This is a genomic window from Burkholderia sp. BCC1988, from assembly GCF_905339895.1.
Taxonomy (GTDB): Bacteria; Pseudomonadota; Gammaproteobacteria; order Burkholderiales; family Burkholderiaceae; genus Burkholderia.
Window position 1 is genome coordinate 68,180 of the sequence record NZ_CAJPHA010000020.1, and the last position, 26,588, is coordinate 94,767.

Consider the following 26,588-nt stretch of genomic DNA (forward strand, 5'->3'; position numbering starts at 1 on the left):
TAAGGGTCAGGACGCGGCGCGCTGCTGCTTCGCCGCGCGCTTGAACGGCGCGACGTAGGCCAGCGCGGCCACGAAGAAGCCGACGGCGAGCGCGGTCTCGCACCAGCCGAGCGTCGCGGACAATCCGCGGTCGGACATGCCGCGCACGATACCTTCGGCGAAATAGACGAGGATCAGCATGCTCGCCCACTGCATCGTATAAATGTTACGCCGCCAGACGCCGGGCAGCGCGAGCGCGAGCGGCACGGCCTTGAGCATCAGCGCCGAGCCCCCCGGGCGCAGCGGCGCGAGCCACAGTTCCCACGCGAGCGACAGCGCAATCAGCGCGGCGAGGCACGCGGCCGCGGCGAGCGCGTAGCGCGGCCGGGCGGCGACGGCGGGGCGGGTGGGATGGGCAGGCGCGTTCATGCGGCCTCGGCGGCCTGGGCGTCGGCGAGGGCCGCCGCCGCACGCGCGAGCCGCACGCCAAGCGCGGCCGCGAGCGCCTTTTCGTCCGCCGACAGTCCTGCGGGCCCGCTGCGATCGTGCTGGGACACGTGCGACGCGCCGTACGGCGTGCCGCCGGTGCGCGTCGTGCTGAGCGCGGATTCCGTGTACGGGATGCCGACGATCATCATCCCGTGATGCAGCAGCGGCAGCATCATCGACAGCAGCGTCGACTCCTGGCCGCCGTGCAGGCTGCCGGTCGACGTGAACACGCAGGCCGGCTTGCCGGTCAGCGCGCCCGACAGCCATTGCGGCGTCGTGCCGTCGAGGAAATACTTGAGCGAGGCGGCCATGTTGCCGAAGCGGGTCGGCGAGCCGAGCGCGAGGCCCGCGCACTCCTCGAGATCGCGCAGTTCCGCATACGGCGGGCCGTCGTCGGGGATATCGGAGGCGGTGGCTTCGCAGACCGTCGAGACGGGTGGCACGGTACGGATGCGGGCCTGCATGCCGGGCACGCTGTCGATGCCGTTCGCGATTGCGAGCGCGAGATCACGCGTGGCGCCGTGGCGGCTGTAATAGAGGACGAGGATGTCTTTCATGGGCGACGGGGCCGCATGCGGCCGCGCGGATGCCCGGTGCAGTCGGCCCCTGCTGGATCGAGCGGCTATTATAGGGGCTGAAGTCGTCGCGCAGCGCGGCGGCGGCGCGCCGTCGGGCGCGCGGCGTCAGCAGAGAAGGAGAAGCCGTTTGCCGAAGTTGAGCGTCGATCTCGACACCCTCAAGCGCCTCGCGCAGTTCGCGGCCCGGCGCAGCGCCGAGGATCGCATCCCGCAAGTGGCGGGCAGCCTCACGTTCACGACGATGCTGGCACTCGTGCCGCTCGTGACGGTCGCGTTTGCGCTGTTTACCGCGTTCCCGATGTTCGCGTCGTTCCAGATCTCGCTGCAGGGGTTCCTCGCGGATCACCTGATGCCCGCGCAGTTCAACGTCCAGATCTTCAAGTACCTGAACCAGTTCGCGTCGAAGGCCAAGGGGCTGACGACGGCCGGCCTGATCGTGCTCGTCGTCACGTCCGTGATGACGATGATGACGATCGAGTCCGCGTTCAACCTGATCTGGCGGGTACGCAAGCCGCGGCCGTTCGCGCAGCGCGTGCTCGCGTACTGGGCGCTGATCACGCTCGGGCCCTTGCTGTTCGGCGTGAGCCTGTCGATCTCGTCGTACCTGTTTACGCAATCGCTGGCGTTCACCGGCGCCGCGCCGTCGACGTCGATCGTCGAATGGCTGCTCGCGTTCGTGTCGCTGCCGCTGACCGTGCTCGCGTTCACGCTGCTGTACGTGTATCTGCCGAACTGCACGGTCGCATGGCGCGACGCGGTGATCGGCGGGCTGTTCGCGGCCATCGCGTTCGAGCTCGCGAAGCGCGGCTTCGGCTATTACGTACGGCGCATTCCGACCTATACGGCCGTCTACGGCGCGTTCGCGGCGCTGCCGGTATTCCTGTTGTGGGTGTATCTGAGCTGGTTCATCGCGCTGCTCGGCGCGATGGTGGCGTCCGCGCTGCCGGCGATCCGCGTCGGCCAGTTCCATCGCATCCACTATGCGGGCAGCGACCTGCTCGACGCGCTCGAATTGCTCGCGCGGCTGGCCGAGGCGCGCGCGGTCGGCAAGGCGGGCTATACGGCGATGCGGCTTGCGGCCATGTTGCGCTGCGACATGGAAACCGCGCAGCGGCTGCTGTCGACGATGGAGGAGCGGGAATGGATCGCGCGGCTGGACAGCGGCGAACGCGCGCCGCGCTACATCCTGCTGGCGAATCCGGAGCAGCTGACGCTGGCGCAGCTGTTCGACGTGCTGGTGATCGACCGCACCGAACTGACCTACCAGCTGCAGCGACGCAGCAGCCACGTCGAAGGCGCGGCATTGCTCGAGGTGCTGTCGAACGACCGGTTCGACGTATCGCTTGCGTCGCTGATCGCCGCGCACCGGCTTGCGGGTGCGCCGGCCGCGACCGTGCCCGGGCCGGTGCCCGGCGGGGCGCCCGACCCGCACGCGCGGCCGCCGAAAACGGCGTGACGCGGTGCCGGGCGGGCGTTACAGCGGAATCTTGCCGGTGCAGATGTCCTTGAACATCACCCAGTCGCCCATCAGGCTGTAGATCGGGTGCCGGAACGTGGCGGGGCGGTTCTTCTCGAAGAAGAAGTGTCCGACCCACGCGAATCCGTAGCCGCACACGACCGCCGCCGGCAGCCACGGCCAGTGGCCCGTCGCGATCGCCATCGCGACGCAGCCGATCACGCCGAGCGAGCCGATGAAGTGCAGCCGGCGCGACGTCAGGTTCTGGTGTTCGTTCAGGTAGTACGGGTAGAAATCGGCGAAGCTGGCGAATTGCTCCGTATGCGTATGTGCCATGGCCGTCTCCTCGGGCCGCCGTCCATGGAGTCATTGTGCGGCGGCCGGCCGGTGTCCGCAAGCGGCGACGGCCGCGCCGCGTGGGGCTGAGCTTTCCTTTTGACAGGCTTTCCGATAGGATCGAAAGCGGTTTTGCATTCAAGCATGAGGGGACTACGATGCGCGTCAGCGATATTCTGAAAGTGAAGGGCAACACGCTGTTTACGGTGACGCCCGATAAGCCGCTGCGCGAAGCGGTCGATACGATGGCCGAACACGATATCGGTTCGCTCGTCGTGATGGAGTACGGTGATCTCGTCGGGATGCTGACGTTCCGCGAGATCATCCTGCGCCTGCACGTGAACGGCGGCGCGATCGGCGACGTGCAGGTGCGCAAGGTGATGGACGAGCCGCTCACGTGCACGCCGGAAACCGACGTCAACGAAGTGCGCCGGATGATGCTCGAGCGCCACGCGCGCTACATGCCGGTGCTCGACAAGAAGGTGCTGATGGGCGTCATTTCGTTCTACGACGTCGCGAAGACGGTCGTCGAGGCGCAGAGCTTCGAGAACCGGATGCTGAAGGCGTACATCCGCGACTGGCCGGAATCGGAAGCCGAAGCGCAGAAGCCGTGAATCGCGTCGCGCCCGGTGCCATGACGCGCGGGCGCTGCCATTCGGCGTACGGCGGCGCAGGTTCAGCCTGCGCCGCCGTTTTTTCGACAACAACCCAAGGCCCGCGCAGCTTCGCCCAGACGATGCGCGCGTATTCCGCATGAGCGATCACACGCAAGTCTCTTCCGCATCGCGCGGCGAACGGCGCGCCCACGCGTCGCAGTTCGACCTGTTGCGCCAGCGCCGTTTCGCGCCGTTCTTCACGACCCAGTTCCTGGGCGCGCTGAACGACAACGTGTTCAAGATCGGCTTCACGTCGCTCGTCACCTATCACACCGCGCGCTTTTCCGGCGTCGACGCGAAGACGGCCGCGTTCCTGATCTCCGCGATCTTCATCCTGCCGTTCGTGCTGTTCTCGGCCACCTCCGGCCAGATCGCCGACAAATACGACAAGGCGACGCTCACGCGCTTCGTGAAGTCCTTCGAGATCGTGCTGATGCTGGTCGGCGCGGCCGGTTTCGTCACGCACAGCGCGACGCTGCTGTATCTGTGCACGTTCATGATGGGGATGCACTCGACGCTGTTCGGCCCCGTCAAGTATTCGTACCTGCCGCAGCATCTCGGCGACCACGAACTGGTCGGCGGCAACGGCCTCGTCGAGATGGGCACGTTCATCGCGATCCTGATCGGCACGATCATCGGCGGCGCGGCCGCGGGCATCGAAGGCAGCGGCGAGCGCGTGCTCGCGGTGAGCGTCGTCGTCATCGCGCTCGCGGGGCGGCTCGTCGCGCAGCGCGTGCCGTCGACGCCCGCGCCGCAGCCCGATCTCGTGATCAACTGGAACCCGTTCAGCGAAACGTGGCGCAACCTCGGGCTCGCGCGGCAGAACCGCACCGTGTTCCTGAGCCTGCTCGGCATCTCGTGGCTGTGGTTCGTCGGCGCGACGTTCCTCACGTCGTTCTTCAATTTCGCGAAGGACGTGCTGTCCGCGAGCCCCGACGTCGTCACGGTCCTGCTCGCGACGTTCTCGGTCGGGATCGGCCTCGGCTCGCTGCTCTGCGAGCGGCTGTCGCAGCGGCGCGTCGAAATCGGCCTCGTGCCGCTCGGCTCGATCGGCATCAGCGTGTTCGCGATCGAGCTGTATTTCGCGAGCCGCTCGCTGCCGTCACCCGGGCATCTGCTGTCGGTCGGGGAATTCCTGGGCGGCGCGCGCCACTGGCGCATCCTGGCCGACCTGTTCCTGCTCGCGATGTTCGGCGGCTTCTACAGCGTGCCGCTGTATGCGCTGATCCAGAGCCGCAGCGCGCCGACCCACCGTGCGCGGATCATCGCCGCGAACAACATCCTGAACGCGCTGTTCATGATCCTGTCGGCCCTGATGGCGATGGGGCTGACCAAGGCCGGTGTCGACATCCCCGGCCTGTTCCTCGTCACCGCGCTGCTGAACGTCGTGGTCGCGACGTATATCTACCTGCTCGTCCCCGAGTTCCTGCTGCGTTTCGTCGCGTGGGTGCTGGTGCACACGTTCTACCGGATTCGTCTCGTCCATGCGGAGCGGATCCCGGAAGAGGGCGCGGCCGTGCTCGTATGCAACCACGTGAGCTACGTCGACGCGCTCGTGCTGGCGGCTGCGAGCCCGCGGCCGATCCGGTTCGTGATGGATCACCGGATCTTCAAGGCGCGCTTCGCGAGCTGGGTGTTCCGGCATGCGAAGGCGATTCCGATCGCGCCGCGCCACGAGGATCCCGACATGCTCGCGCGCGCGTACGACGCATGCGAGGCCGCGCTGAAGGACGGCGAACTCGTGTGCATCTTCCCCGAGGGCAAGCTGACCAAGACGGGCGACATCAACACCTTCCACCACGGCATCACCGAGATCCTGGGCCGCACGCCGGCGCCCGTGATCCCGATGGCGCTGCGCGGGCTGTGGGGCAGCTATTTCTCCCGTCATGCCGATGCGCGCATGCCGCGGCCGATCAAGCGCGGCGTGATGAGCCGGCTGACGCTCGCGGTCGGCGAGCCGATCGCGGCCTCGGTCGCGACGCCCGAGGCGCTGCAGGCGGCGGTGACCGAGCTGCGCGGCGCGCGGAAGTAGGCAGGGCCGGCCCGGCGGCTTCGTATCGGGCAGCACACGGCTGCAAACCGGCCGGTTCGACCGGCAACGGCGCGGTTCGACGATTCTCGCGCCGGGCCGTCTGCGTGGCCGGCCAGTATGGTCTGAACGGTTCACGCGGCCCGCGGGTCCGGGACGGCTGGCATAATAGCGGTTTACCTCTTTTCTCGACCGGCAAACGATCGGCCTGCCAGCGGCCCCGGCAGCGCATCGGTTTGTCCATTTCTCTTTGGGCGGTTCCATCATGTCCGGCAATACCCTCGGCACGCTTTTCACTGTCACGACCTTCGGCGAATCGCACGGTCCCGCGATCGGCTGCGTGATCGACGGCTGCCCGCCGGGAATGGGGCTGACCGAAGCCGACATCCAGGTCGAGCTCGATCGCCGCAAGCCCGGCACGTCGCGGCACGTGACGCAGCGCCAGGAAGCCGACGAGGTCGAGATCCTGTCCGGCGTGTTCGAGGGCGTGACGACCGGCACGCCGATCGCGCTGCTGATCCGCAACACCGACCAGCGCAGCAAGGATTACGGCAACATCGTCGAGACGTTCCGCCCCGGCCACGCCGACTACACCTACTGGCAGAAATACGGCATCCGCGACTACCGTGGCGGCGGCCGCTCGTCCGCGCGCCTGACCGCGCCGATCGTCGGCGCGGGCGCGGTCGCGAAGAAGTGGCTGCGCGAGCGCTTCGGCGTCGAAGTGCGCGGCTACATGAGCGGTCTCGGCGAGATCGACGTGCCGTTCGTCGACTGGTCGCACGTCCGCGAGAACCCGTTCTTCTCGCCGAACGCGGCGATCGTTCCGGAGCTGGAAGCCTACATGGACGCGCTGCGCAAGGACGGCGATTCGATCGGTGCGCGCATCGACGTCGTCGCGTCGGGCGTGCCGGTCGGCTGGGGTGAACCGGTATTCGACCGGCTCGACGCGGACATCGCGAAGGCGATGATGAGCATCAACGCGGTGAAGGGCGTCGAGATCGGCGCGGGCTTCGACAGCGTCGCGCAGCGCGGCTCGGTGCACGGTGACGAACTGACGCCGGCCGGCTTCGTCGGCAACCATGCAGGCGGCGTGCTCGGCGGGATTTCGACGGGGCAGGACATCACCGTGTCGATCGCGATCAAGCCGACCTCGAGCATCCGCACGCCGCGCCGTTCGATCACGAAGTCCGGTGAAGAAGCGACCGTCGAAACCTTCGGCCGCCACGACCCGTGCGTCGGCATTCGCGCGACGCCGATCGCCGAGTCGATGCTCGCGCTGGTGCTGATCGACCACGCGCTGCGCCATCGCGCGCAGTGCGGCGACGTCGAGACGCCGACGCCGAAGATCGCGGGCAGCGCGACCTGATGCAACGGAGCCGGCACTCGCCGGTTCGACCGATTTAGCCGATTCGATGCGAAACGGGGCGCCTGCGGCGCCCCGCTTTCATTGGGCCGGCGCGTCCGGCGGCGCGGCCGATTCGCGCACCCGCAGCTCCGGCAGTACCGCGCAACCGGGCCCGGCTGCGCCGTTTTCGAGTGCGTCGAGCAACGCGCGGGCGGCCTTGCGGCCGATCGCATCGGTGTCGACCCACATCGTCGTCAGCGCCGGCCGGATTTCGCGAGCCAGCGCGACATCGTCGAACCCGGTGATCGACAGCTGCGAAGGCACGTCGATGCCCCGTGCCTGCGCCTCGAGCAGGGCGCCGAGCGCGAGTGCGTCGTTGCCGCAGATCACGGCCGTCGGGCGCGTCGCGCCGCTGTCGGCAATCGCGCGCAGGCTCGCCCGCCCGAACGCGATCGTGGCCGCGCCCTCGTGCTGGTGGATCGGCCTGACCGCGAGCCCGCGCGCGGCGAGCGTCTCGTGAATGCCGCGCAGGCGGGCCTGCACGCGGTCGTTGTCGGCCGAAGGCTGCATGATGATCGCGAAATCGCGATGCCCGAGCTCGAGCAGGTGCGTGGTCAGTCGCGCGAATGCCGCGCGGTTGTCGAAGCCGATGCAGCAGTGCGGGCTGTCGTCGCGGTAAGCATAGGTGACGACATACGGCACCCGATGCAGGTCGAGCAGTTCGAATACTTCCGGCGGATAGGCTTCGCCGACCAGCGACACCGCTTCGACGCCGCGCGACAGCATCGCGCGCACCTGCGCGAGCGCTTGCGCCGGATCGTAATTCGAGCAGCCCAGGAACAGGGTGATGCCGTGCTCGGCCATGACCGCCTGCATGCCCGCTACCTGCGATGCGAACACCTGGTCGTCGAGCGTCGGAATGATCGCCCCGGTGATGTGGGTGCGCGTGGAGGCGAGTGCGCGGCCGGCTGCGTTGGGAATCCAGTTCAGCGCACGTGCCGCGTCGCGCACGCGCTGCTGCACGTCGGCCGAGACCTTGCCGGGATCGTTGTAGACGCGCGAAACGGTCGCGGTCGACACGCCGGCGAGTTTCGCGACGTCGCCGAGCACCGACCGGCCGCTGCCGCGGCGCGCGCGAGCCGCGCCGCCGCCGGATGAAGGCGTACTCATCGGTCATCCCCGGGCGCGGCTGCCCTGCAGGCTCCGCGTGTGGTCAAAAACGCCATCGTTTACCCTCGATTCATCGTGGTCCCGCTTGCAATCCCGGTCTCGCCTGTGAGAATGTAAGCGCTATCTTGATGCTACTCCGTATTATGTCAGACACAGATTTCAACCGCATCGTGAAGTTTTCGTCGACGAAGGCCGATCAGGCCATTTTGTCCGTCGAAAATGTAAGCGGTTACATTCGATGATGACCCACACCAGACCACCCCGAATCGCTGTCGTCGGCAGCGTCAACGTCGACCTCGTCACGCATGCGCCGCGGCTGCCCGTGCCGGGCGAAACGCTGCTCGGCACCACGTTCCAGACCGTTCACGGCGGCAAGGGGGCGAACCAGGCGGTGGCCGCCGCGCGCCTCGGTGCGTCGGTCGCGATGATCGGCTGCGTCGGCAACGATGCGTTCGGCGCACGTCTGCACGACGCGCTGGCGGCGGAGCGCATCGACGTGACGCATCTGCACCGGATCGACGGCGAGGCAACCGGGGTCGCGACGATCACGGTCGATGCGCACGGGGCGAACAGCATCGTCGTCGTGCCCGGTGCAAACGCGCGCCTCGATGCCGAATTGATCGACCGGGCGCGCGACGCGATCGCCGGCGCGGCGCTGATGGTGTGCCAGCTCGAGGTGCCGATCGAGACCGTCGCGCGCGCCATCGGCAGTGCGATCGCACATCGCACGCCGGTGCTGCTCAATCCGGCGCCGGCCCGGCCGCTGTTCGACGCATTGCTGGCCCGCATCGACTATCTCGTCGTCAACGAAACGGAAGCGGAGTCGCTGACCGGCATTGCCGTCGGCGACGACGCCTCCGCGGTGCGGGCCGCCGAAGCGCTGCGCGCGAAGGGTGTCGGCAACGTGCTGGTCACGCTGGGCGCGCGCGGCGTCTGCTGGCGCGGAAGTGCAGGGAGCGGCCGCCATCGGGCGATGGCGGTGGTCGCCGTCGATACGACGGCGGCCGGCGATACCTTCGTCGGCGGCTTCGCGGCCGCCCGGGCGAGCGGCGCGTCGATGGACGACGCGATCGCGTTCGGACAGCGTGCGGCCGCGATCAGCGTCACGCGCCACGGCGCGCAGACGTCGATTCCGACACGCGAGGAAGTGGAGCGTGGGGCCGCATAGATTCCGCGAAGACGGAACAGACCGAGGCCCGGAAACCATTCAGGACATGGAGACAAACGCAATGAACGAGAATCATGCTGTTCCGACGGCGCCGCCACGTATCCGGCGCGGACAACGTATTGCGCTCGCGCTGCTGATGGCGAGCGGGATCGTCAACTATCTCGACCGCGGCACGCTGGCCGTCGCGAGTTCGGCAATCCGGGGCGATCTCGGGCTGTCGCTCTCGCAGATGGGCTTGCTGCTGTCGGCGTTCTCGTGGAGCTACGCGCTGTGCCAGTTCCCGGTCGGCGGACTCGTCGATCGCATCGGGCCGCGCCGGCTGCTCGGCATCGGGCTGATCGTCTGGTCGCTCGCGCAGGCATCGGGCGGCATCGTATCCACCTTCGGCTGGTTCATCGTCGCGCGCATCGTGCTGGGCATCGGCGAGGCGCCGCAGTTCCCGTCGGCGGCGCGGGTGGTGAGCAACTGGTTTCCGTTGCGCGCGCGCGGTACGCCGACCGGCATCTTCAACGCGGCGTCGCCGCTCGGCACCGCACTCGCACCATTGCTGCTCGCGGTGCTCGTCGCATCGTTCAACTGGCGCTGGGCATTCGTCGTGACGGGCGCGCTCGGCCTCGTCGTCGCCGTCGTCTGGTTTGCGTTGTACCGCGATCCGGCGCGCGCGCAATTGACCGCGGCGGAACGCGCATATCTCGATACCGATGCGCAGACGGCCGTCGCGATGCCGAAACTGACCTTCGCCGACTGGCGCAGCCTGTTTTCGCACGGCACGACCTGGGGCATGCTGCTCGGATTCTTCGGTTCCGTGTATCTGAACTGGGTCTACCTGACCTGGCTGCCGGGCTACCTGACGATGGAGCGTCACATGAGCCTCGTGCGCACCGGGTTTGCGGCATCCGTGCCGTTCCTGTGCGGGTTCGTCGGTTCGCTCGTTGCCGGCTGGCTCTCGGATCTGGTGACGCGCCGCAGCCGCTCGCCGGTCGTGAGCCGGCGCAACGCGGTGGTCGTCGCGATGCTCGGGATGGTCGCGTTCACGATTCCGGCCGCGCTCGTGCAGAGCAACACGGTCGCGCTCGCATGCATCTCGGTCGTGATCTTTCTCGCCAATGCGGCGTCGGCATGCTCGTGGGCGCTCGCGACGGCGGCCGCCCCGCCGAGCCGTGTCGCATCGCTCGGCGCGATCCAGAATTTCGGCGGTTTCATCGGCGGTGCGCTCGCGCCGATCCTGACGGGGGTCATCGCGCAGAGGTGGTCGTTCGTGCCGGCGCTGCTGACGGCGGCGGCAATCGCATTCGCCGGCGCGATGGCTTACCTGCTGCTGGTGCGCAAACCGATTCCCGAGCAGTCCGCGAGCGCCGCGCCCGGACCGCTGCCGGCCTGAGTCCGTCGGCTACACCCCCGTATTCACTGAAGGAAGGAGAAACAGATGCAACCACATCGGCAATCGAGCGCAACCATCGAGGGGATCGTACCGGTGATGCTGACGCCGTTCGACGACGCCGGCGCGATCGACTACGCAGGCCTCGAGCGACTCGTCGAATGGTATCTGGCGCACGGCTCGGATGCGCTGTTCGCGGTCGCGCAATCGAGCGAGATGCAATTCCTGAGTCTTGCCGAGCGTGCGGAACTCGCGCGTTTCGTGGTCGAGCGGGTGGCCGGGCGCGTGCCCGTCGTCGCGTCCGGGCACATCAGCGACGATCTGGATGCGCAGGTCGCCGAGCTGCGTGCCGCGGCAGAATCGGGTGCGCAGGGCGTCGTGCTCGTGACCAACCGCCTCGATCCGCAGCGCAAGGGCAGCGCCGCGCTTCTCGACCATCTTCACAAGCTGCTCGCCCGGTTGCCGTCGGATCTGCCGCTCGGTTTGTACGAATGTCCGGCGCCTTATCGGCGACTGCTGTCCGATGACGAACTGCGTGCGTGCATCGACACCGGCCGCTTCGTGATGTTGAAGGACGTGAGCTGCGATCTGGAGACGGTGAAGCGACGCGTCGCACTCGCCGCGGGGTCGCCGCTGAAGATCCTCAATGCAAACGCCGCGATCGCATGGGATGCGATGAAGGCGGGGTCGGCCGGTTTCAACGGCGTGTTCACCAACTTCCATCCCGACCTGTACCGATGGTTGCGCACGCAGGGCGGCTCGGATCCGGCGCTGGCCGACGAGTTGTCGACGTTCCTGGTGCTCTCGGCGGTGTCGGAAGCGCTGGGTTACCCGGCGCTTGCGAAGATCTATCATCAACGGATCGGCACGTTCGGATCGATTCGTTGCCGCGCGATCGACTACGACGTGCGCGAGCGCTTCTGGGCGCTCGACGCGGTACTCGACAAGATCGTGTCCGGTACCGAGCATTTCCGTCGGCGGATCGCGGCGCGTTAGCGCAGCCGATGCGGGCGCGGTGCATGAGTCGCGCGCCCGATGGAGAGCCGGGCGGCGTCGAATGTCGAACGTCGAACCGACGAAAAAAAACGCCGCGCGAGGCGGCGTTCTTCGGCAGTTACATGTTCGGGTAATTCGGCCCGCCGCCGCCTTCCGGCGTGACCCACACGATGTTCTGCGTCGGGTCCTTGATGTCGCAGGTCTTGCAGTGCACGCAGTTCTGCGCGTTGATCACGAGGCGGTCGCTGCCGTCGTCGTTCTTCACGAACTCGTACACCGCCGCCGGGCAGAAGCGCGCCTCCGGTCCCGCGTAGGTGCGCAGGTTCACGTTCACCGGCACGCTCGCGTCCTTCAAGGTCAGGTGCGCCGGCTGGTTCTCCTCGTGGTTCGTGTTCGAGATGAACACCGACGACAATCGGTCGAACGTCAGCTTGCCGTCCGGCTTCGGATACTCGATCGGCGTGCATTGCGATGCCGGCTTCAGCATCTCGTGGTCCGCATGCTTGTGGTGCAGCGTCCACGGCACGTTGCCGCCCATCAACTTCTGCTCGAGCCCGACCATCAGCGTGCCGAGGTAGAGACCCTTCGCCATCCACTGCTTGAAGTTGCGCGCGCGGTACAGCTCCGTGTACAGCCACGATTGCTTGAACGCATCCGGATACGCGTTGAGCTCATCGCTCTGACGACCGGCCTGCAGCGCGTCGAACGCGGCATCGGCGGCCAGCATGCCGGTCTTGATCGCCGCGTGGCTGCCCTTGATCCGCGATGCGTTCAGGAAGCCCGCGTCGTCGCCAATCAGCGCGCCGCCCGGGAACACCGTCTTCGGCAGCGACAGCAGGCCGCCGGCCGTGATCGCCCGCGCGCCGTACGACACGCGCTTGCCGCCTTCGAGGAACGCGCGGATCGACGGGTGCGTCTTGTAGCGCTGGAATTCCTCGAACGGCGACAGATACGGGTTCGTGTAGCCGAGGCCGACCACGAAGCCGACCACGACCTGGTTGTTGTCCATGTGATACAGGAACGAGCCGCCGTAGGTGTCCGACTTCAGCGGCCAGCCGGCCGTGTGGATCACGAGGCCCGGCTTGTGCTTCGCCGGATCGATTTCCCACAGTTCCTTGATGCCGATCCCGTACGCCTGCGGATCGGCGTTCGCGTCGAGCTTGAACTTCGAGATCAGCTGACGGCCGAGGTGGCCGCGGCAGCCTTCGGCGAACAGCGTGTACTTCGCGTGCAGTTCCATGCCGAGCTGGAAGTTCTCGGTCGGCTCGCCGTCCTTGCCTACGCCCATGTTGCCGGTGGCGACGCCCTTCACGGAGCCGTCGTCATTGTAGAGAATCTCCGCGGCCGGGAAGCCCGGGAAGATCTCGACGCCCAAGGCTTCTGCCTGCTGGCCGAGCCAGCGCGTGACGTTGCCGAGCGAGATCACGTAGTTGCCGTGGTTCTTGAAGTTGTCGGGCAGCGCCCAGTTGGGCGTGGTGACCGCGCTGCTCTCGGACAGGAACAGGAAGCGATCTTCGGTCACCTCGACGTTCAGGGGCGCGCCCTGTTCCTTCCAGTCGGGGAACAGCTCGGTGATCGCGCGCGGGTCCATCACCGCGCCCGACAGGATGTGCGCGCCGATCTCGGAACCCTTCTCGAGCACGCACACGCCGATCTCGGTGCCTTTCTCGGCGGCCAGCTGCTTGAGCCGGATCGCGGCCGACAGTCCGGCCGGGCCGCCGCCGACGATCACGACGTCGTATTCCATCGATTCGCGCGGGCCGTATTGCTCGATGAGGCTTGCGGGGGTCATTGGCGTTCCTCTAACCGTTAGAATGCTTTTATTCGGGAGCGTATTGTCTGCGAAACGAAACGCTTGCCGCAACAGCATGCGGATACATTAGCACGATCGTTCTATTTTATGTGCTAGGGTTATGCTGCGTGGGACAGGGCGCCCGCGGCGGCGAAACGACATCGAAAGGGGATGTGCAATGGGTCGATCGATCAATCTGGAAGGCAAGGTCGCGTTGGTCACGGGCGCATCGAGCGGCCTTGGGCAACGCTTTGCGCAGGTGCTGTCGCAGGCCGGCGCGAAGGTCGTGCTCGCGAGCCGCCGCGTCGAGCGCCTGAAGGAACTGCGCGCGGAGATCGAGGCGGCGGGCGGTGCCGCGCACGTGGTGTCGCTCGACGTCACCGACGTGCAGAGCATCAAGGCGGCCATCGCGCACGCGGAGACGGAAGCCGGCACGATCGACATCCTCGTGAACAATTCGGGCGTCTCGACGATGCAGAAGCTCGTCGACGTCACGCCGTCCGATTTCGAGTTCGTGTTCGACACCAATACGCGCGGCGCGTTTTTCGTCGCGCAGGAAGTCGCGAAGCGGATGATCATGCGCGCGAACGGCAACGGCAAACCGCCTTACCGGATCATCAACATCGCGTCGGTGGCGGGGCTGCGCGTGTTTCCGCAGATCGGCCTGTATGCGATGAGCAAGTCGGCGGTCGTGCAGATGACGCGCGCGATGGCGCTCGAATGGGGCCGCCACGGGATCAACGTCAACGCGATCTGCCCGGGCTATATCGATACCGAAATCAATCATTACCTGTGGGAAACCGAGCAGGGCCAGAAGCTGCAGTCGATGCTGCCGCGCCGGCGCGTCGGCAAGCCGCAGGATCTCGACGGGCTGTTGTTGCTGCTCGCGGCCGACGAGTCGCAGTTCATCAATGGCTCGATTATCTCCGCCGACGATGGCTTCGGCCTCGCCTGAGTGGATGACATTCAGCAACAAAGAAGACTGCAATGAGCGAATATTCCCCCGTATTTGAAATGTCGATGCCGATCCGCTGGGGCGACATGGATGCGTTCGGCCACGTGAACAACACGGTCTATTTCCGCTACATGGAACAGGCGCGGATCTCGTGGTTCGAGGAACTCGGCATCGCGGGCGGCAACGGCGAGGGGCAGGGGCCCGTGATCGTCACGGCGTCGATGGAGTTCCTGAAGCAACTGCACTATCCGGGCGACGTGATCGCGAAGATGTCGGCCGCGAAGCCGGGCCGCAGCAGCTTCGACACCGGTTTCGAGCTGACGCGCGCGGACGATCCGCAGCACGTCTATGCGCGCGGCAACGCGCGCTGCGTGTGGGTCGACTACGCGCTCGGCAAGTCGGTGCCGCTGCCGCAACTGCTGCGCGATACGATCGAGCGCGCGCTCGCGGCGCAGGTCGGCTGAGCGCGGCGGCGCCGAAGCCGGCGCCCGGTGTGTCGCCATTTCCCGATGATCTCCCGAATCGGCCGCTTCACGCGGCCGATTGCCATTCCGGCGCGCGTTTTACTGGCCGAGCAGGCGCTGCAGCAGCTCCGGCGTATTGTTCGTGCCGTACTTGCGCATCAGCCGCGCCCGATAGATGTCGACCGTGCGCGAACTGATGTCGAGCACGCGCCCGATCTGCTTGCTGGTCTTGCCGGTCGCGAGCTGCGCGGCGATCTCGCGTTCGCGCGGCGTCAGCTCGACGGCGACCCGGCGCGTCGCGCTCAAGTCCTCGAAGGTCCAGACGCCCGCCGCGAGCGGCGCGGCGCGGTCGAGCGCGCGGCCCGTCACGTGGCACCAGAACAGCTCGCCGTCGGCCCGTTTCATGATTCTGTCATCGGCGTAGGTGCCGTTCGCGATCATCACGCGCGAGATGCGCTCGCCGATGCGCTGGAATTCGTCCGGCGACGGATACAGCACCTCGTACGACTTGCCGATCAGGTCGGCCCGCGCGCAGCGGAAGATCGCCGCGAGCGCGTCGTTGCAGTCCTCGATCACGCGGTCGCGCGACATCACGAGGCCGAGCGGCGCGAGGTGAAAGGCAGTCTGGTAATCGAGAGCGGGCATGGCGCGGGCAAGCGGAGGCAAATGCTTATGTATTTTTGCGTATTGTGCCGTATCGGCGTCACATCGTACCCTTTCAGGCATCTCGCGGCGGTGTGCCGCGATATAAAAACAGCGCGCCTCGACGCAGGTATCGCCGTGCATGCATAGAATGATGCGGCGGGCTTGCGGCCCAGTGGGCGCGTGAACCGGTTTTGCTGGTTTCCATAGAGGAAGGGACATACAGATGAACAAAGTCTATCCAAGCGCGGCCGCCGCGCTGGAAGGGATCGTCCGCGACGGACAGACCTTCGCGGTGGGCGGCTTCGGCCTGTGCGGGATTCCCGAGGCGCTGATCGCGGCGCTGCGCGATTCCGGCGTCAAGGGCATCACCTGCATCAGCAACAACGCAGGCGTCGACGGCTTCGGTCTCGGCCTGTTGCTGGAAACGCGCCAGATCCGGAAGATGATCTCGTCGTACGTCGGCGAGAACAAGGAGTTCGAGCGCCAGTACCTGGCCGGCGAACTCGAGCTCGAATTCACGCCGCAGGGCACGCTCGCCGAGAAGCTGCGCGCGGGCGGCGCCGGCATCCCCGCCTTTTTCACGAACACCGGCTACGGCACCGTGATCGCGGAAGGCAAGGAAACGCGCCAGTTCGGCGATCGCCACTACGTGCTCGAGCCGTCGCTGACGGCCGACGTCGCGCTGGTGAAGGCATGGAAGGCCGACAAGTCCGGCAACCTGATCTATCGCCGCACCGCGCGCAACTTCAACCCGATGTGCGCGATGGCGGGCAAGATCACCGTGGCGGAAGTCGAGGAGATCGTCGAGAACGGCGAACTCGATCCGGACCATGTCCACACGCCGGGGATCTTCGTGCAGCGCATCGTGCTGAACGCGACGCCCGAAAAACGCATCGAACAACGCGTCGTACGCGCGAAAGGAGACTGACATGGCCTGGAATCGTGACCAGATGGCCGCGCGCGCGGCGAAGGAACTGCAGGACGGCTTCTATGTGAACCTCGGCATCGGCCTGCCGACGCTCGTCGCGAACCACGTGCCGGAAGGCGTCGAAGTGTGGCTGCAGTCGGAGAACGGGCTGCTCGGCATCGGCCCGTCGCCGACCGAGGACGAGGTCGACGCCGACCTGATCAACGCCGGCAAGCAGACCGTCACGACGCTGCCGGGCTCGTCGATCTTCTCGTCGGCCGATTCGTTCGCGATGATTCGCGGCGGCCACATCAACCTCGCGATCCTTGGCGCGATGCAGGTCAGCAAGAAGGGCGACCTCGCGAACTGGATGATCCCGGGCAAGATGATCAAGGGGATGGGCGGCGCGATGGACCTCGTCGCGGGCGTGAAGCGCGTCGTCGTGCTGATGGAGCATGTCGCGAAGGGCGACCAGCACAAGATCCTCGACGAATGCAACCTGCCGCTGACGGGTGTCGGCGTGGTCGACCTGATCATCACCGATCTCGGCGTGATCGAAGTGACGCCGGCCGGCCTGAAGGTGCTCGAACTCGCCGACGGCGTAAGCGCGGAAGAAATCCAGGCGAAGACGGGCGCGCCGCTCGACGTGAGCGCGGTCGCGTAAGCGCCGGCCTTGCGTCTCGACGCTCGACGCCCCGCGTTCCCCAGCGGAACGCGGGGCGTTTTGTCATGACCGCATACGTCACCCGAATCACGCTGATCACGCGATCGCGCCGCCGCCGTCGATCAGCACCGTCGAGCCGGTTGCATAAGGCGTTGTCGCCAGATACACGATCGCATTCGCGACGTCCTCCGGCTGGCCCACGCGGCGTGCCGGGAGGCGCTGCGCGGCGCCCGCGTACATCGCGTCGCGCGCATCGGGGGCGAGCTTGTCCCACAGCGGCGTCGCGATCAGGCCCGGTGATACGGTATTCACCCGCACGGGCGACAGCTCGAGCGCAAGGCCGCGGGCGAGCGCCTCGAGTGCCGCGTTGATGGCCCCCTGCAGTACCGACGACGCGTTCGGTCGCACGCTGAGGTAGCCCGACACGAACGTCAGCGAACCGCCGGGTGCGATATCGATCGAGCGTGCGACGCGGTATGCGCCCCAGAACTTGCTGTCCATCGCGGCCTGCGCGTCGGCAAGCGGCAGCGCGCGGATCGGGCCCGTCGCTGTCTTCGCGGCCGAAATCACGACGTGGTCGAACTGGCCGGCACGCGCGCAGAACGCATCGACGGCCGCCGTATCCGTGATGTCGAGCGCTTCGGTGCGTACTTGCGCGCCCGGCGCGGCATCTGCATCGACCCTGTCCGGATTGCGCGATGCGATCGTCACGACAGCGCCGAGTCGTGCGAATGCGGTCGAGGCGGCGGCACCGATGCCGGAGCTGCCGCCGACGACGAGTACCTTCTTTCCGTGGAGTGAGTCGTTCATGGTGGTCCTTCCGAGGTGAGGGGGTGAGCAGGTGAGCGCAATCCGGTCAGATCGTTTCGGCTTCGCGCAACGTCGACGGGCTGCGCAGGGCAAAGCGGGCGATGTCGTCCTTGCGCATGAAGGCAACGCCCGGATGCGATCGAGCGTAGTGCAGGAATGCGTCCCAGGCGCGGACCATCTGCGGCGTGCCGCTGATCCGGTCGTGCGCGCTGATCGACATCAATCGCCGCCGCTGGCCGGCTTCCGCGTACAACTGGTCGAAATCGAGCTTGATCTGCTCGAGAAACATCGTCGGCGAGTAATTGCGGCCTTCGATCAGCAGGATGTCGTTGTTGCGCAACGTGTATGGAACGACCACGAAATCGCGGCCGTCGACGGTTTCGATGAAAGGCTCGTCGCGGCTGACGTCGTCGATGTGATACACGTAGCCGAGTTCCTGCAGCAGCGGCAGCGTGTGCGGTCCGCGCCGCAGCCAGTTGCAGTTGTAGCCGACCGGGCGCCGTCCCGTCGCCGCTTCGACCATGTCGCGGGCTTCGGTGAGGAAGCGGCGCTCGTCGTCGCGGCTCATCGCGAATTGCGACCGCCAGGTCGGGCCGTGCGCGGCCGCTTCGTGGCCGCGCGACACGATCTCGCGTGCCAGTTCGGGATGCCGGCGCACGGCTTCCCCGATCATGTGCGACGTGACCTTCACGCCATGCCGGTCCCACAGGTCGAGAAGACGCGGGATCCCTTCACGGTAGCCATATGCGAACCACGTGGCCGACGCGAGGTCGACCGGGACCGACGGTGGAAATTCGATGGGCGGGAACGGGCTGTCCGCGCCCTTGGACGGTTGTCCGCCGGCCTCGAACTGCATCGAGATCGAGATGACGAGTCGCGTGTTGTCCGGCCAGAACCCGCTGGCGTTGGTCCCGGCAGCATCCGATATCGGCGCGGCAGTTGCCGACCGGGAGGCGCCCGCGGCCATCGCGATGCCGGCGGCCGCCCCGGCGCCTGCTTGTGCAAGAAACTTGCGGCGCGCCGGACGCATCGTCGAAGAATCGTAGTCGCTGTCAGTCATCGTCCCCTCCGTCAGCCGACGAGCCCGAGCTGACGCATCAGCGTCAGGTTGTCCTCGATGTGCCAGTTTTCCGCTATCCGGCCTTGGTCGATGCGGTAGATGTCGGTCGCGATGAAGTCGATCGCCTGTCCGCTTCCGGTCGTTCCGTTGAACGTGCCGGTGAAATGGCCGCGAAAGTGCAGGTGCACGACGACACGGTCGCCCGCCACGATCACCTGTTCAATGTCGCAATGCAGGTCCGGGATGGCCGTGCGCATCGTCCTGGACGCCGCGAGTGGCCCCGCTACGCCTTGTTCACGGCCGGCCGGCAACGTCCGGTCGACGAAATCGGCCGCGAGTGCGGCGCGGGCGAGGGTCGCATCACCGGTATCCCAGAACGTGCCGTAGCGACGCGCGGCGAGGATCTGCGCGCGCGCCTGCGTAGCCGGCACGTCGGTCGCGACGGTCAGGCCGTGTGCGTCGAGAAGGTCGGCGGCGCGGGCCGCAACAGGCGACAGCGCGGCGACGCAGGCCGCCGCGGCGATGACGCGGGCGAGCGGGCGCGCGATCGAAGGAAGGATCGACATGGTTTCGGATGTCCTGTGAATGGCGTCGCGGGACGACGCGGAACAGGTATGGTAGGTTTCCGTTCTGAACACAAATACGGTCTAAAAGCGAATGGATTATTCGAAAAAAGGAAAGGTCGAGGCGAAGCGGGTGCCGCGATGCTGATCGACGATCTCCCGGCGCTCGACACCTTCGCGAGAATCGTGTCGGCCGGCAGCCTGTCCGCGGCGGCGCGCGAGCTGGACTTGTCGCTGTCCGTCGTCAGCAAGCGGCTCGCGCATCTCGAGTCGCAGCTCGGCGTGCGTCTGCTGCACCGGACGACGCGACAGCAGACGCTGACCGACGACGGTGCGCAGTTCCATGCGCAGGTGCTGCGCATCCTGGCCGAGGTCGATCGCGCCGAAACGCTGATGAGCGATCGTCGCGGCACGGTCAGCGGCGTGCTGCGCCTGACGGCGCCCGGCGAACTCGGCCGGCTGCGGATCGCGCCGCTCGTCGCCGCGTTTCAGCGGCAACATCCGGAGTTGACCGTGCACCTGATGCTGACCGACGCGATCGTGGATCTGCTCGCGCAGGACATCGACGTTGCCGTGCGGATCGGCAGCCTCGCCGATTCGACGATGATCGCGCGCGAGCTGGCGCCGAATCATCGCGTGCTGTGCGCGTCGTCGAGCTATCTCGCCGTGCACGGGCTGCCGGCCCATCCCGCCGAGCTTCGCATGCACCGATGCATCGTGATGGGCGACCAGCCGCGTGCGGAGTGGCGGTTCGACGGCGTACAGGGCGCGGTTGCGGTCGAGGTGACGGCCGCGCTGCTGACGAACGACGGCGGTGCGGCTCGTACGTTGGCGCTGGAGGGCGCGGGCATCGCGCTGAAGTCGATCTGGGATGTCGGTGCCGACCTCGACGCGGGCCGGCTCGTCCGCGTGCTGCCGGCATTCGCCGCACCCGCGGCACCGCTTCATGCGGTCTATCCCGGGGGGCGTCACGTGCCGTTGCGCGTACGGGCATTCATCGACTTCCTGCGCGAGCAGTTGCGCGCCTCGTGGCGCCGCGGCGCGTGAGCCGGTGCGAACGATGCGCCGGATGACCGCAGGCGCGTGACGACCCGCCGTTAAGAAGCGGTTTACAATCGTTTGCATCGGGCGGTGCAAGCATTGCCCGCCGCACCGTCCACGTTCGACAGGATGCCAACGATGCCAACGACCTCAGCGAATCCTCCGGTTCCCCGTCAGCGACGCGTGCAGTGTGCGAGCGCCGCAGGCCTTCACCACGTCGCCTATACCGAATGGGGCGACCCCGCCAATCCGCGCGTGCTGGTCTGCGTGCACGGCCTGACCCGTTCGGGGCGCGACTTCGACCGGCTCGCCGCTGCGCTGTCCGATACGTATCGCGTCGTCTGCCCTGACGTCGTCGGGCGCGGGCGCTCCGACTGGCTCGCCGATCCGCGGCTTTATGCGATTCCGCAATATGTGGCCGACATGGTGACGCTGATTGCGCGGCTCGACGTCGAGTCGGTCGACTGGTTCGGCACGTCGATGGGCGGGCTGATCGGCATGGCGCTTGCGGGGCTGCCCGGTTCGCCGCTGCGCCGGATGATCGTCAACGACGTCGGCCCGCGCATCGAGCCCGATTCGCTGACGCGCATCGGCGAATACCTCGGCGTGCAGCCGCGCTTCGCGACGGAGCAGGAGGGCATCGACTACCTGACGTCGCTGTCGCTGCCGTTCGGCGCGTTGAGCGGCGACGAGTGGCGCGAGATCAACGGGCCGTTGCTGCGCGAGCTGCCCGACGGCGCCTGGACGATGCGCTACGATCCGCGCATCGCGGAGCCGTTCAAGGCGACGACACCCGAACTGGCCGCGCTCGGCGAGGCCGCGCTGTGGCGCGCGATCGAGACCACCGATGCGTCGCTGCTGGTCGTGCGCGGCGAGCGTTCCGACCTGCTGTCGCGCGATACGGCGGCCGAGATGGTGCGGCGCGGCCGGCACGTGACGCAAGCCGAGATCCAGGACGCGGGCCATGCGCCGGCGTTCATCAGCGCCGACCAGATTGCGCTCGCCCGCCGGTTTTTCGTCGAAGGCGGCGCATAAACGCGTCATAATATGCGGTTCGGCGACACGCGGGCCGTGTCGTCGCCGATTCTTCACCCACTCACACGACCGGAACATTCCATGGCAGTCATTCGTCACCACGTCGGGGCCCGTCTCTCCGAAACCGCGATCCACAACGGTACCGTGTATCTGGCCGGCCAGATTGCCGAAGACACCACCCAGGACATCAAGGGCCAGACGCGCGAAGTGCTCGGCCACATCGACCGCCTGCTCGCCGAAGCGAATAGCGACAAGGCGCATCTGCTGTCGGTGCAGATCTACATTTCGGATCTCGCGAACTTCGAAGGCATGAATGCGGAGTGGGACGCGTGGGTCGCGCCCGGCAATACGCCGCCGCGCGCGACCGTCGAGGCGAAGCTCGCGGATCCGGCGCTGCTCGTCGAGATCGTCGTCGTCGCCGCGCAGCGGAGCTGAGCGAAGCATCACGATGACCGCAATACGCCAGGCCGTGCAATGACCGAGTCCGTTTCCGCTTCTTCCGTCGCGGCGCCGTCGTTCGACGACGTGCTCGCGTTCGTGCGCGAGCGGGCCGGCGACGCGCGCCTGTCGACGGGCGAATTGCTCGCCGATCATTCGGCGGGCACGGCGTCGATCATGCGCACGCTGAACGTCGACCCGCACGCGATGCAGGCGGCTGCGCTGTTCGTGCTGACGCCGCACCTGAACGACCCGGAGCGGGAGTTGACCGAACGCTTCGGCGAAGAGGTTGCGCGGCTCGTATCCGACGTGCGCAAGCTGCTGCGGCTCGGCACCGTGAGCCTGCGCGCCGCGCAGAACGCGATGCCCGACGCCGGGCGCGACGCCGCGGAAGAGCGGCGCACGCAGATCGAGGCGCTGCGCAAGATGCTGCTCGCGTTCGCGCAGGACATCCGCGTGGTGCTGATCCGGCTGGCGTCGCGGCTGCAGTCGCTGCGCTACTACGCGGCGGCGAAGATCGACCCGCCGCCCGACGTCGCACGCGAGACGCTCGAGATCTATGCGCCGCTCGCGAACCGTCTCGGTATCTGGCAACTGAAGTGGGAGCTCGAGGACCTCGCGTTCCGCTTCGAGGATCCGGTCACCTACAAGCGCATCGCCAAGCTGCTCGACGAGAAGCGCATCGAACGCGAGGCGTACGTCGCGCAGGCGATTGAGCGGCTGCAGCACGAACTGGCGGAAGCGCACATCCCGGCCGACGTGAGCGGTCGGCCGAAGCACATCTACAGCATCTGGCGCAAGATGCGCGGCAAGGAGCTCGACTTCTCCGAGCTGTACGACGTGCGCGCATTTCGCGTGATCGTGCCGGACATCAAGGATTGCTACGCGGTGCTCGGCATCGTGCATCACCTGTGGCAGCCGGTGCCGAAGGAATTCGACGATTACATCTCGCGCCCCAAGCCGAACGGCTACAAGTCGCTGCATACGGTCGTGATCGGCGACGACGGCCGCGCATTCGAAGTACAGATCCGCACGCAGGAAATGCACCGCTTCGCGGAGTACGGCGTCGCCGCGCACTGGCGCTACAAGGAAGCGGGCGCGCGCGGCTATGGCGGCCAGTTCTCGGCGAGCGACAAGTACGACGAGAAGATCGCGTGGCTGCGCCAGCTGCTCGCATGGAAGGACGACGTCGAGGACGGCACCGAAGTCTCGGGCGACAAGGCGTGGGCGCAGCTGCGCGAGACGTCGCTCGACGACGACCATATCTACGTGCTGACGCCGCAGGCGCGCGTGATCGCGCTGCCGCAGGGCGCGACGCCGGTCGATTTCGCGTATCACCTGCACAGCGAGCTTGGCCATCGCTGCCGCGGCGCGCGCGTCGACGGCGTGATGGTGCCGCTGAACACGTCGCTCGCGAACGGCCAGACGGTCGAGATCGTCGCGGTGAAGGAGGGCGGGCCGTCGCGCGACTGGCTGAACCTGCAGCTCGGCTACCTGAAGAGCCCGCGCGCGCGACAGAAGGTGCGTGCGTGGTTCAATTCGATCGAGCAGGAAGAGAACATCGCGCATGGTCGCGCGCTCGTCGAAAAGACGCTGCAGCGCGAAGGCAAGACGTCGGTCAACCTCGACAATCTGGCCGCGAAGCTCGGCTTCAAGTCGCCCGATGAGTTGTTCTCGGTCGTCGGCAAGGAGGAATTCAGCCTGCGCAACGTCGAGCACGCGCTGTCCGATGCGCCGCCGCCCGACCATGCGCCCGAGGCGCCCGCCGATTTCGAGAAGCGCAGCAGCGGGGCGAGCGTCGCGCACGGCGCGTCGACCGGCGTGCTGGTGGTCGGTGTCGATGCGTTGCTGACGCAGCTTGCGCGCTGCTGCCGTCCGGCGCCGCCCGACCCGATCAGTGGTTTCGTGACGCGCGGCAAGGGGATGTCGATCCACCGCAGCGACTGCCCGACGTTCCGGCGGATGGCCGAGCGGGCGCCGGAGCGCGTACTGCAGACGACCTGGTCGGCCGACGTGCTGGGCGGCCGTGGCGTGTCCGTCTATCCGGTCGACCTGATGATCGAGGCGAGCGACAGGCAAGGCTTGCTGCGCGATATCTCTGAAGTGTTCGCGCGCGAGAAGATGAACGTGGTGGGCGTGAAGACGCAGAGCCGCCGCAATGCGGCATTCATGCAGTTCACGGTCGAGGTTTCGAATTCCGCGCAGGTGCAGCGGGCGTGCACGCTGCTCGGCGAAGTGCCGGGCGTCGTGCGGGCGGGGCGCAAGGCTTGATGTCCCTGTAATGGGGTTGGAGCCCGATCATTTTGCTGCGACCGCATAAAAACGCTTGCCAAGTCTGCGTTAGCTCCATATAATCTTAGCTTCTCTAGGCTCGTAGCTCAGCTGGTTAGAGCACCACCTTGACATGGTGGGGGTCGTTGGTTCGAGTCCAATCGAGCCTACCAACGAATTGAGAATGCCCGGTTTTTTCGGGTGTTCGATGCAGTAAATAACTCAACGCGAACAAGGCGAATACGGTTATGACACCGCGAACGTTGACCGAAACCTTTTCGGAGCGACGCTAGTCGAGGAACGTTTTCGCCCTTTCAGTTTGAGTGAAGTATCGAATGCGGCCCCTCGAAAGCGGGGCCGCATTTTTTTTGTCGCGAAATTTTCGCGCGTGACTTTGATATCGCGTGCTTGGTTTGCCGCCCACTGTCGGCATCACGGAGATTGCTATGGTTTCGATACGCTTGCCTGACGGCTCAGTTCGACAATACGAGCATCCGGTGACAGTTGCCGAGGTTGCGGCCTCGATCGGTCCCGGCCTTGCGAAGGCTGCGCTTGGTGGCAAGCTCGATGGCGAGCTGGTCGATACGTCCACGGTCATCGATCGCGACGCATCGCTCGCGATCGTCACGGACAAGGATGCCGACGGTCTCGACATCATTCGTCACTCGACCGCGCACTTGCTCGCCTATGCGGTGAAGGATCTGTATCCGGATGCGCAGGTGACGATCGGTCCGGTGATCGACAACGGCTTCTACTACGACTTCTCGTACAACCGCCCGTTTACGCCTGAAGATCTGGAAAAGATCGAAAAGCGCATGCAGGAACTCGCGAAGAAGGACGAGCCGGTGACGCGCCGCGTCGTGTCGCGCGACGAGGCGGCCGGCTATTTCCGCAGCCTCGGCGAGAAGTACAAGGCCGAGATCATCGAATCGATTCCGCAAAGCGACGAAATCAAGCTGTACTCGCACGGCGGCTTCACCGACCTCTGCCGCGGCCCGCACGTGCCGTCGACCGGCAAGCTGAAGGTCTTCAAGCTGATGAAGGTCGCGGGCGCGTACTGGCGCGGCGACTCGAAGAACGAGCAGCTGCAGCGCATCTACGGGACGGCCTGGACGAAGAAGGAAGACCAGGATCAATACCTGCACATGCTCGAGGAAGCGGAAAAGCGCGACCACCGCAAGCTCGGCAAGCAGCTCGACCTGTTCCACATGCAGGAAGAGTCGCCGGGCATGGTGTTCTGGCATCCGAAGGGCTGGGCGCTGTGGCAGCAGGTCGAGCAGTACATGCGCCGCCGCGTGAACGAGGCCGGCTACCTCGAGATCAAGACGCCGATGATCATGGACCGCTCGCTGTGGGAAGCGTCGGGCCACTGGCAGAACTACCGCGAGAACATGTTCACGACGGAGTCGGAGAAGCGCGACTACGCGATCAAGCCGATGAACTGTCCGGGGCACGTTCAGGTGTTCAAGCACGGCCTGCGCTCGTACCGCGACCTGCCGCTGCGCTACGCGGAATTCGGCTCGTGCCATCGCAACGAGGCGTCGGGCGCGTTGCATGGCCTGATGCGCGTGCGCGGCTTCGTGCAGGACGATGCGCACATCTTCTGTACGGAAGACCAGATCATTGCCGAGTCGATCGCGTTCAACAAGCTCGCGATGAGCGTGTACGGCGATTTCGGCTTCGAGCACATTGACATCAAGCTGTCGCTGCGTCCCGAGCAGCGCATGGGTTCCGATGAAACGTGGGACCGTGCCGAGCAAGGGCTGCGCGAAGCGCTGACGGCCTGCGGCCTGTCGTGGGAAGAGCTGCCGGGCGAGGGTGCGTTCTATGGCCCGAAGATCGAGTACCACATCAAGGATGCGCTCGGCCGTTCGTGGCAGTGCGGCACGCTGCAGCTCGACATGATGCTGCCGGAGCGCCTCGGCGCCGAGTACGTTGCGGAAGACAACAGCCGCCGCCGGCCGGTGATGCTGCACCGCGCGATCGTCGGTTCGATGGAGCGATTCCTCGGCATTTTGATCGAGCACCACGCTGGTGCAATGCCGGTCTGGCTCGCGCCGTACCAGGCAATTGTGCTCAATATCGCCGAAAGTCAGGCCGAATATGCACAATCTCTGACCCAAACGTTGCAAAAACAAGGGGTTAGAGTGGCGGCCGATTTGCGCAACGAGAAGATTAGCTATAAAATACGCGAGCACACGCTGGAAAAGGTGCCTTATCTCCTCGTCGTGGGCGATAAGGAGCGTGATGCGCAAACGGTAGCCGTGCGTGCCCGTGGCGGCGTCGATCTTGGCGTTATGCCGATCGAAGCCTTCGTTGAGCGTCTGCAGGAAGACCTGCGCTCGTTCAAGTAACCGCCCTGG

General features: G+C 66.5%; 25 protein-coding genes and 1 tRNA gene. 17 read left to right on the forward strand and 9 right to left on the reverse strand.

Annotated features, from left to right (window positions below):
• Positions 1 to 6: 6 nt before the first annotated feature.
• Both U4012_RS26170 and wrbA read right to left on the reverse strand, forming a co-directional pair.
• Positions 7 to 408 (reverse strand): DUF2069 domain-containing protein, encoded by a 402-nt coding sequence (locus U4012_RS26170; RefSeq protein ID WP_321802167.1) that lies wholly within the window; start codon positions 406 to 408, stop codon positions 7 to 9.
• The gene (gene wrbA / locus U4012_RS26175; protein ID WP_321802168.1) at positions 405 to 1,025 is read right to left on the reverse strand and encodes an NAD(P)H:quinone oxidoreductase; all 621 of its coding nucleotides are present in this window, start codon (positions 1,023 to 1,025) and stop codon (positions 405 to 407) included. Before wrbA ends, U4012_RS26170 begins: the two co-directional genes overlap by 4 nt.
• A 148-nt stretch (positions 1,026 to 1,173) precedes the next feature.
• Between wrbA and U4012_RS26180 the strand changes: the two genes are divergently transcribed.
• Positions 1,174 to 2,502: a YihY family inner membrane protein gene (locus tag U4012_RS26180; RefSeq protein WP_321802169.1), complete on the forward strand. Its 1,329-nt coding sequence runs from the start codon at positions 1,174 to 1,176 to the stop codon at positions 2,500 to 2,502.
• Positions 2,503 to 2,520: 18 nt separating this feature from the next.
• Here U4012_RS26180 and U4012_RS26185 read toward each other — a convergent pair whose 3' ends face one another.
• On the reverse strand, positions 2,521 to 2,838 hold the full coding sequence (locus U4012_RS26185) for an Mpo1-like protein (protein ID WP_044846067.1): 318 nt from the start codon (positions 2,836 to 2,838) through the stop codon (positions 2,521 to 2,523).
• Positions 2,839 to 2,996: 158 nt separating this feature from the next.
• On the opposite strand from U4012_RS26185, the gene U4012_RS26190 reads away from it, so the two are divergent.
• The 3 genes from U4012_RS26190 to aroC all read left to right on the forward strand — a co-directional run bounded on the left by U4012_RS26190 (position 2,997) and on the right by aroC (position 6,889).
• Positions 2,997 to 3,452, forward strand: a complete 456-nt coding sequence (locus U4012_RS26190) for a CBS domain-containing protein (RefSeq protein ID WP_044846066.1) — start codon at positions 2,997 to 2,999, stop codon at positions 3,450 to 3,452.
• Positions 3,453 to 3,591: 139 nt separating this feature from the next.
• Positions 3,592 to 5,526 (forward strand): MFS transporter, encoded by a 1,935-nt coding sequence (locus U4012_RS26195; RefSeq protein ID WP_321802170.1) that lies wholly within the window; start codon positions 3,592 to 3,594, stop codon positions 5,524 to 5,526.
• A gap of 262 nt (positions 5,527 to 5,788) precedes the next feature.
• Positions 5,789 to 6,889 (forward strand): chorismate synthase, encoded by a 1,101-nt coding sequence (gene aroC, locus U4012_RS26200; protein WP_044846064.1) that lies wholly within the window; start codon positions 5,789 to 5,791, stop codon positions 6,887 to 6,889.
• Between the two features lie 78 nt (positions 6,890 to 6,967).
• Here aroC and U4012_RS26205 read toward each other — a convergent pair whose 3' ends face one another.
• Positions 6,968 to 8,038 (reverse strand): LacI family DNA-binding transcriptional regulator, encoded by a 1,071-nt coding sequence (locus tag U4012_RS26205; RefSeq protein WP_321802171.1) that lies wholly within the window; start codon positions 8,036 to 8,038, stop codon positions 6,968 to 6,970.
• 238 nt (positions 8,039 to 8,276) lie between these two features.
• On the opposite strand from U4012_RS26205, the gene rbsK reads away from it, so the two are divergent.
• The 3 genes from rbsK to U4012_RS26220 all read left to right on the forward strand — a co-directional run bounded on the left by rbsK (position 8,277) and on the right by U4012_RS26220 (position 11,580).
• Entirely contained in the window at positions 8,277 to 9,206 is a 930-nt protein-coding gene (gene rbsK, locus U4012_RS26210) for a ribokinase (RefSeq protein WP_044846062.1), read from the forward strand.
• Between the two features lie 61 nt (positions 9,207 to 9,267).
• Positions 9,268 to 10,587 (forward strand): MFS transporter, encoded by a 1,320-nt coding sequence (locus tag U4012_RS26215; protein WP_124488978.1) that lies wholly within the window; start codon positions 9,268 to 9,270, stop codon positions 10,585 to 10,587.
• Positions 10,588 to 10,632: 45 nt separating this feature from the next.
• Positions 10,633 to 11,580: a dihydrodipicolinate synthase family protein gene (locus U4012_RS26220; protein WP_044846060.1), complete on the forward strand. Its 948-nt coding sequence runs from the start codon at positions 10,633 to 10,635 to the stop codon at positions 11,578 to 11,580.
• A gap of 118 nt (positions 11,581 to 11,698) precedes the next feature.
• Here the strand turns inward: U4012_RS26220 and U4012_RS26225 are convergent, their stop codons facing one another.
• On the reverse strand, positions 11,699 to 13,372 hold the full coding sequence (locus tag U4012_RS26225; RefSeq protein ID WP_321802172.1) for an electron transfer flavoprotein-ubiquinone oxidoreductase: 1,674 nt from the start codon (positions 13,370 to 13,372) through the stop codon (positions 11,699 to 11,701).
• Positions 13,373 to 13,550: 178 nt separating this feature from the next.
• On the opposite strand from U4012_RS26225, the gene U4012_RS26230 reads away from it, so the two are divergent.
• Positions 13,551 to 14,327: an SDR family oxidoreductase gene (locus U4012_RS26230; protein ID WP_044846058.1), complete on the forward strand. Its 777-nt coding sequence runs from the start codon at positions 13,551 to 13,553 to the stop codon at positions 14,325 to 14,327.
• 32 nt (positions 14,328 to 14,359) lie between these two features.
• On the forward strand, positions 14,360 to 14,791 hold the full coding sequence (locus tag U4012_RS26235) for an acyl-CoA thioesterase (protein ID WP_044846057.1): 432 nt from the start codon (positions 14,360 to 14,362) through the stop codon (positions 14,789 to 14,791).
• Between the two features lie 99 nt (positions 14,792 to 14,890).
• Here U4012_RS26235 and U4012_RS26240 read toward each other — a convergent pair whose 3' ends face one another.
• Positions 14,891 to 15,436 carry a LuxR C-terminal-related transcriptional regulator gene (locus tag U4012_RS26240; protein ID WP_321802173.1) on the reverse strand — a complete coding sequence of 182 codons (546 nt, stop codon included), beginning with the start codon at positions 15,434 to 15,436 and terminating at the stop codon, positions 14,891 to 14,893.
• 223 nt (positions 15,437 to 15,659) lie between these two features.
• Here U4012_RS26240 and U4012_RS26245 point away from each other — a divergent pair, with 223 nt between their 5' ends.
• Both U4012_RS26245 and U4012_RS26250 read left to right on the forward strand, forming a co-directional pair.
• Positions 15,660 to 16,364, forward strand: coding sequence for a CoA transferase subunit A (locus U4012_RS26245; RefSeq protein WP_044846055.1), 705 nt, complete (start codon positions 15,660 to 15,662; stop codon positions 16,362 to 16,364).
• A gap of 1 nt (position 16,365) precedes the next feature.
• Complete coding sequence (locus tag U4012_RS26250) at positions 16,366 to 17,007, forward strand: CoA transferase subunit B (protein WP_124488883.1); 642 nt, start codon at positions 16,366 to 16,368, stop codon at positions 17,005 to 17,007.
• Between the two features lie 96 nt (positions 17,008 to 17,103).
• On the opposite strand, the gene U4012_RS26255 is transcribed toward U4012_RS26250, so the two are convergent.
• From U4012_RS26255 to U4012_RS26265, 3 genes are read right to left on the reverse strand one after another with little or no spacing between them, the layout of a single operon-like run.
• On the reverse strand, positions 17,104 to 17,817 hold the full coding sequence (locus tag U4012_RS26255; protein WP_321802174.1) for an SDR family oxidoreductase: 714 nt from the start codon (positions 17,815 to 17,817) through the stop codon (positions 17,104 to 17,106).
• 46 nt (positions 17,818 to 17,863) lie between these two features.
• Positions 17,864 to 18,877, reverse strand: coding sequence for a polysaccharide deacetylase family protein (locus U4012_RS26260; RefSeq protein WP_321802175.1), 1,014 nt, complete (start codon positions 18,875 to 18,877; stop codon positions 17,864 to 17,866).
• Between the two features lie 11 nt (positions 18,878 to 18,888).
• Positions 18,889 to 19,443, reverse strand: a complete 555-nt coding sequence (locus tag U4012_RS26265; RefSeq protein WP_321802176.1) for an ester cyclase — start codon at positions 19,441 to 19,443, stop codon at positions 18,889 to 18,891.
• A 138-nt stretch (positions 19,444 to 19,581) separates the two neighbouring features.
• On the opposite strand from U4012_RS26265, the gene U4012_RS26270 reads away from it, so the two are divergent.
• The 6 genes from U4012_RS26270 to thrS all read left to right on the forward strand — a co-directional run bounded on the left by U4012_RS26270 (position 19,582) and on the right by thrS (position 26,579).
• Positions 19,582 to 20,487 carry a LysR family transcriptional regulator gene (locus tag U4012_RS26270; RefSeq protein ID WP_124488887.1) on the forward strand — a complete coding sequence of 302 codons (906 nt, stop codon included), beginning with the start codon at positions 19,582 to 19,584 and terminating at the stop codon, positions 20,485 to 20,487.
• A 132-nt stretch (positions 20,488 to 20,619) separates the two neighbouring features.
• Positions 20,620 to 21,516 (forward strand): alpha/beta hydrolase, encoded by an 897-nt coding sequence (locus U4012_RS26275; RefSeq protein WP_321802177.1) that lies wholly within the window; start codon positions 20,620 to 20,622, stop codon positions 21,514 to 21,516.
• Between the two features lie 81 nt (positions 21,517 to 21,597).
• A complete protein-coding gene (locus tag U4012_RS26280) occupies positions 21,598 to 21,951 on the forward strand; it encodes a RidA family protein (protein ID WP_006758848.1) in 354 nt (117 codons plus the stop codon).
• Between the two features lie 39 nt (positions 21,952 to 21,990).
• Positions 21,991 to 24,225 carry a RelA/SpoT family protein gene (locus tag U4012_RS26285; protein ID WP_044846048.1) on the forward strand — a complete coding sequence of 745 codons (2,235 nt, stop codon included), beginning with the start codon at positions 21,991 to 21,993 and terminating at the stop codon, positions 24,223 to 24,225.
• A 96-nt stretch (positions 24,226 to 24,321) separates the two neighbouring features.
• Positions 24,322 to 24,398, forward strand: a tRNA-Val gene (locus U4012_RS26290).
• 273 nt (positions 24,399 to 24,671) lie between these two features.
• Positions 24,672 to 26,579, forward strand: a complete 1,908-nt coding sequence (thrS, locus tag U4012_RS26295) for a threonine--tRNA ligase (RefSeq protein WP_257774120.1) — start codon at positions 24,672 to 24,674, stop codon at positions 26,577 to 26,579.
• Positions 26,580 to 26,588 lie beyond the last annotated feature (9 nt).